The following is a 4,278-nucleotide window of genomic DNA, read 5'->3' on the forward strand; positions in this document are numbered from 1 at the left end:
GGCGGCAGTCGCCGGCGCCGAAGCCGTAGGACAGCTGCACCGCGCCAAGGTTCGCGATGACCGGAACGTCCGGCGCCCGTTCCCGAACCCGGAACGTAGGCTCAAGCTCCGGGCGCTCCAGTGCGGCCCGGACCGAGCCGACGCCCAGCGCCCAGCCCCGCCGCTGGGCCGCTTCGGCCAGCCGCGCGTTAATCTCTCCGGCGGCGGCGCTGCCGCCGGTCATTGAGCTGATCAGCAGCGGCGTGCGCAGACTCCGGCCAAGAAAGCTTGTATTCAGCGTTATATCGTCATAATTCAGCTCCGGCAGCGCATTGTGCCGGAACCGGTAGCGTTCAAAGCCCGCCGTAATTCCTCTGGCGCCTACGTCTTCATTCAGGCACAGGCGCACATGCTCGATCTTCCGCTCCTCCGTCTTCCCTTCCAGAAGATGCGAACGGGAAGCCGAGGTCCGGGTTGTCGTCTTCATTTCGTCATTCATATTAATCGGCACTTGGCCTTTCCTCGATTTTTTGTTGCCGCGGTCATATTATAACACAACCGGAAAGACGAATTTGCAGCTCATCCGGATGTTCATCACGTTTTTTTAACAGCTTGATCGGACAACAGTAAACGAAGCGGCCAGTAACGATGGAGCCGCTTGCCGGTCTTACAGCAGCGGCGACATCAGCCTTGCGGCCGATTCGAGCAGCCGCTCCAGCAGCCGCTTATCCATAAACTTCTCGTGAATAATCTCCGAGGTGGACAGCAGATCGCGCTCGAAGTCGGCAACGATCCGCTTGACGCTCTCGGTCTGCAGCAGCAGCGCGTTCACCTCGAAATTCAAATGGAAGCTGCGCATATCCATGTTGGCTGTGCCGATAGTGGCGGTTTCGCCGTCGATGATGAGCAGCTTGGAATGAATGAACCCTTTTTCATATTCGAATATTCTGACACCCGCTTCCAGCAAGGCCGGGAAGTAAGAATGGGAGGCAAGAAACGGCAGCCACTTGTCCGGCTTGGCCGGGAACAGCAGGCGCACATCTACCCCCGAAAGAGCGGCCACTTGCAGCGCTGTATAAATGTCCTCGTCAGGGATAAAATACGGCGTGGCAATCCACACCGACTTCTTGGCCGAGGTAATCATGGCGAAGAAGATATTTTTGAGCGTCTGCCGCTCGTTGTCCGGGCCGCTCGCGATAATCTGCACCGCGCCGCCCCCCCCGGTATACCGAAGCTGAGGCGACAAATAATCCTGCTCCAGAATCCGCTCCCCGGTCGTGTGCATCCAGTCCAGCAGAAAGATAATCTGCATCGTCCGCACCGCCTCGCCCCGCACAAGCATATGCGTGTCGCGCCAGAAGCCGTAGGTTTTGCTGCGGCTCAAATATTCGTCGCCCACATTAAGCCCGCCCATGAAGCCGACATCGCCGTCGATGACCACGATTTTGCGGTGGTTCCGGTAATTGACCCGGCTGGAGAAGAAGGACTTGGAGCGGCCATACGCCGCAATTTGTACTCCCGCGTCGCTCAATTCCTTCAGAAAGCTCCGGGATAGCTGGATGCTGCCCACGGCGTCATACATGAAGCGGACCTTGACGCCGGCGCGGGCTTTTTCAATGAGAATCTGCTGAATTCGGGTCCCAATCTCGTCAGCGCGGAAAATATAATACTCCATGTGAATGTGATGCTGCGCCTTGCGAAGCTCCATCAGGAGCGTTCCGAACGTCTCCTCGCCGTTGGTCAGCACCCGCGTCTCCGAAGTGAAGGAAATCGGGGAGCGGGCCAGGCGCTGCGACAGGCCAAGCAGCTTGCGCTGCGGGGAGTTGAAGATCGACCAGTCCTGGTGCAGGCGCAGGGCGTCATTCTCAATCCGCTCATAGGCCATCAGGTCGCGCTGGGCCTTTTTGTCGTATTTGCGGCGCTTGAACACATTTTGCCCGAAGAGAAAATAGAACACGAGTCCCACAACCGGAATTAGCGCAAGCAGCAGAATCCAGGCCATCGTCGCCGACGGATTACGGTTCTCCATAAAAATGGCGAGTCCGATCGACACGACCGTCAGCGTGGAAAAAATACTGATGATCGTCCCGCCGGTGCTGCCGAAAATGCCGAAGCCAAAATAATAAAAGGCGAGCAAAGCTCCAATAATGATAACTGTCTGTATACCTCGTCTCATTGGCACCCTACCTCTTTAATTGTTACAAACGTTACGGAATACCACCATACATTGTACATGATAGATGAATTTCTTCCTATCACGATCGGCCCAAAACCGTAAAATACGACAAAATTGTAACCTGCTCCTCGCGGCCTTATCTGGAAAATGATCGCTCCGGCCAACGCGCTGCCGGGCCTTGCTCCAAGAGACTGCCAATCGGCGGAGCCCTGCATAATCGGCAAGAGGCCATCCTTCGATTCCTGCTTGAAGGATGGCCTCTTCTATTCAGACTATACACCTTGCATTGGGGTCAGCGCCGGAAATGCGGCTCGGGCCTCAGGGACATCCGTCCGCAGATCTGTGCTGCCGGAGGGCGGCGCTACATCGCCGCCGCTGTACTCTCCAGAGCAGCCTTCCAGGACCCCAGCATGTGCAGATCATAAGGAAGAAACTCCTCCAGCATGCGGGATAATCCCAGGTACAGCGGGCTGTCCGTCGCCGATCTCAATCTTTCGCAAAATTCCGGCGCCCAGATCAGCAGATGCTCTTTCAGGAAGCTTTCCTGAGTTCTCAGCTGCTCCATCGCGCTTTGGGCCGAAAAGCTGTTATACAGCATGCGGTCATGAAGCACAGCCATAAATTCCAGCTCGATGGCGATGTGGTCGTCCGCTTCGTCGCCGCATTTTTTGAACACGATGCCCGCAGATGCGTACACATCGGCAATCACGTTGCAGAATTCCTCCGCTTCTCCAAGCAGGGCCGCTTCTCTCGGCTTCAGGCCGATTACACCTCCGCCTCGCATCAGCCGGTCATATTCCGCAGCTTCTCTCTCGCAGACCTTTAGAAGATCATGCGGGTTCTGGTCATGCAAGTAGCGTTTCAGCTCCCGCCCGCCCTCCAGCATCTCCGCAGCAGCGACGATTTGCCAGTTGCTGCTCCACTGCGCAATCAGCGAAAGTGTAGGTCTTCTTCCGAAAAAATCCGTAAACAGCTGGTATACAAATCCCCTGCTTTCCAGCCAACGTTTGAAGGCTTCCGAAGCGTCAAGGGAGGGAATGGTCATAACGGTCATTTACAAAGTCCTCCTTCAAAATGTATTCCGCCCAAAATGTATTCCGTCGCGGCAATTTCTCCGCCTGGCGATAATGAAAAGTTATCACGTCTTTTTGTTTTTATTATAGCCCAGGCTGAAAACGCTTTTCGTGAGCATTCTATGGCGATTGGACTGAATTGTCGCATTACTGTCAAATTTACTGCCAAAGAATCCTCATTGACGGCAGTACCGATAATCTTTAAAATTTGAAATATTATACCGAACGACGAAAGGGGGAGACCCGCCGTGGAACCGCTGACAGATCCTTTTGGACGTGTACACGATTATATGCGCATTTCGGTTACGGACCGTTGCAATCTGCGCTGTATTTATTGTATGCCCGCGAAAGGAATGCAATTCCAGCCGCATAACGAGATCATGAGCTATGAAGAAATCGCCGCTGTCGTGAAGGCGCTCGCTCCGGCCGGGCTGCGTAAAGTCCGCCTTACCGGCGGGGAACCGCTGGTACGCAAGGAGCTGGAACGGCTGGTCGCCATGCTGTCCTCCATTCCGGGCATTGACGATATTTCACTCACCACCAATGGCCTGCTGCTGCCCGCCAAAGCGGCGACGCTCAAGGCAGCCGGTCTTTCGAGAATAAATATCAGCCTCGACTCTCTGCGGCAGGAGCGCTTCTCTATGATTACGCGCGGCGGAGATGTAGCGAAGGTGCTCAAAGGAATCGAGGCGGCGCACGCTGCGGGGCTCTCGCCCATCAAGCTTAATGTAGTGCTGATGAAGGGCATCAACGACGACGAGATCAAGGATTTCATCGCCCTCACTTTAAACAGTCCGCTTCATGTGCGGTTTATTGAATATATGCCGATCGGCAGCGCGACCGACGCCTGGCGGCAGACCTACCTGCCGCTGGAGAGAGTGCTTGACGCCTGCCGCGAAGCCGGCTGGCCGACCGAGAAGGCGCACGCGCCCGCCGGAAACGGCCCGTCCGAGGACAGCCGCGTCGTGGGGGCCAGCGGCACGTTCGGCCTGATTCATCCGGTAAGCGAGCACTTTTGCGACAACTGCAACCGGCTGCGCCTTACGGCCG

4 protein-coding genes are annotated in these 4,278 nt (G+C 56.0%); 1 reads left to right on the forward strand and 3 read right to left on the reverse strand.

What is annotated here, in order from left to right:
- The 3 genes from L692_RS0116105 to L692_RS0116115 all read right to left on the reverse strand — a co-directional run.
- A partial coding sequence (locus tag L692_RS0116105) for an alpha-hydroxy-acid oxidizing protein (protein ID WP_036724047.1) occupies nucleotides 1-466 on the reverse strand: 466 nt, incomplete at its 3' end.
- A 180-nt stretch (nucleotides 467-646) separates the two neighbouring features.
- Nucleotides 647-2,155, reverse strand: coding sequence for a cardiolipin synthase (gene cls / locus L692_RS0116110; protein ID WP_025701160.1), 1,509 nt, complete (start codon nucleotides 2,153-2,155; stop codon nucleotides 647-649).
- Between the two features lie 361 nt (nucleotides 2,156-2,516).
- Nucleotides 2,517-3,209 (reverse strand): TorD/DmsD family molecular chaperone, encoded by a 693-nt coding sequence (locus tag L692_RS0116115; RefSeq protein WP_025701161.1) that lies wholly within the window; start codon nucleotides 3,207-3,209, stop codon nucleotides 2,517-2,519.
- Between the two features lie 309 nt (nucleotides 3,210-3,518).
- Here L692_RS0116115 and moaA point away from each other — a divergent pair.
- Nucleotides 3,519-4,278 (forward strand): GTP 3',8-cyclase MoaA (gene moaA, locus L692_RS0116120; protein ID WP_051503517.1); only part of this gene is annotated, 760 nt, incomplete at its 3' end.

It is taken from the genome of Paenibacillus forsythiae T98, from assembly GCF_000520735.1.
GTDB classification, from domain to species: domain Bacteria; phylum Bacillota; class Bacilli; order Paenibacillales; family Paenibacillaceae; genus Paenibacillus_AQ; species Paenibacillus_AQ forsythiae.

Bases quoted from the DNA above. Each gene is read 5' to 3' on its own strand.
- cls (WP_025701160.1), bottom strand. From the start codon at position 2,155: ATGAGACGAGGTATACAGACAGTTATCATTATTGGAGCTTTGCTCGCC.
- L692_RS0116115 (WP_025701161.1), bottom strand. From the start codon at position 3,209: ATGACCGTTATGACCATTCCCTCCCTTGACGCTTCGGAAGCCTTCAAA.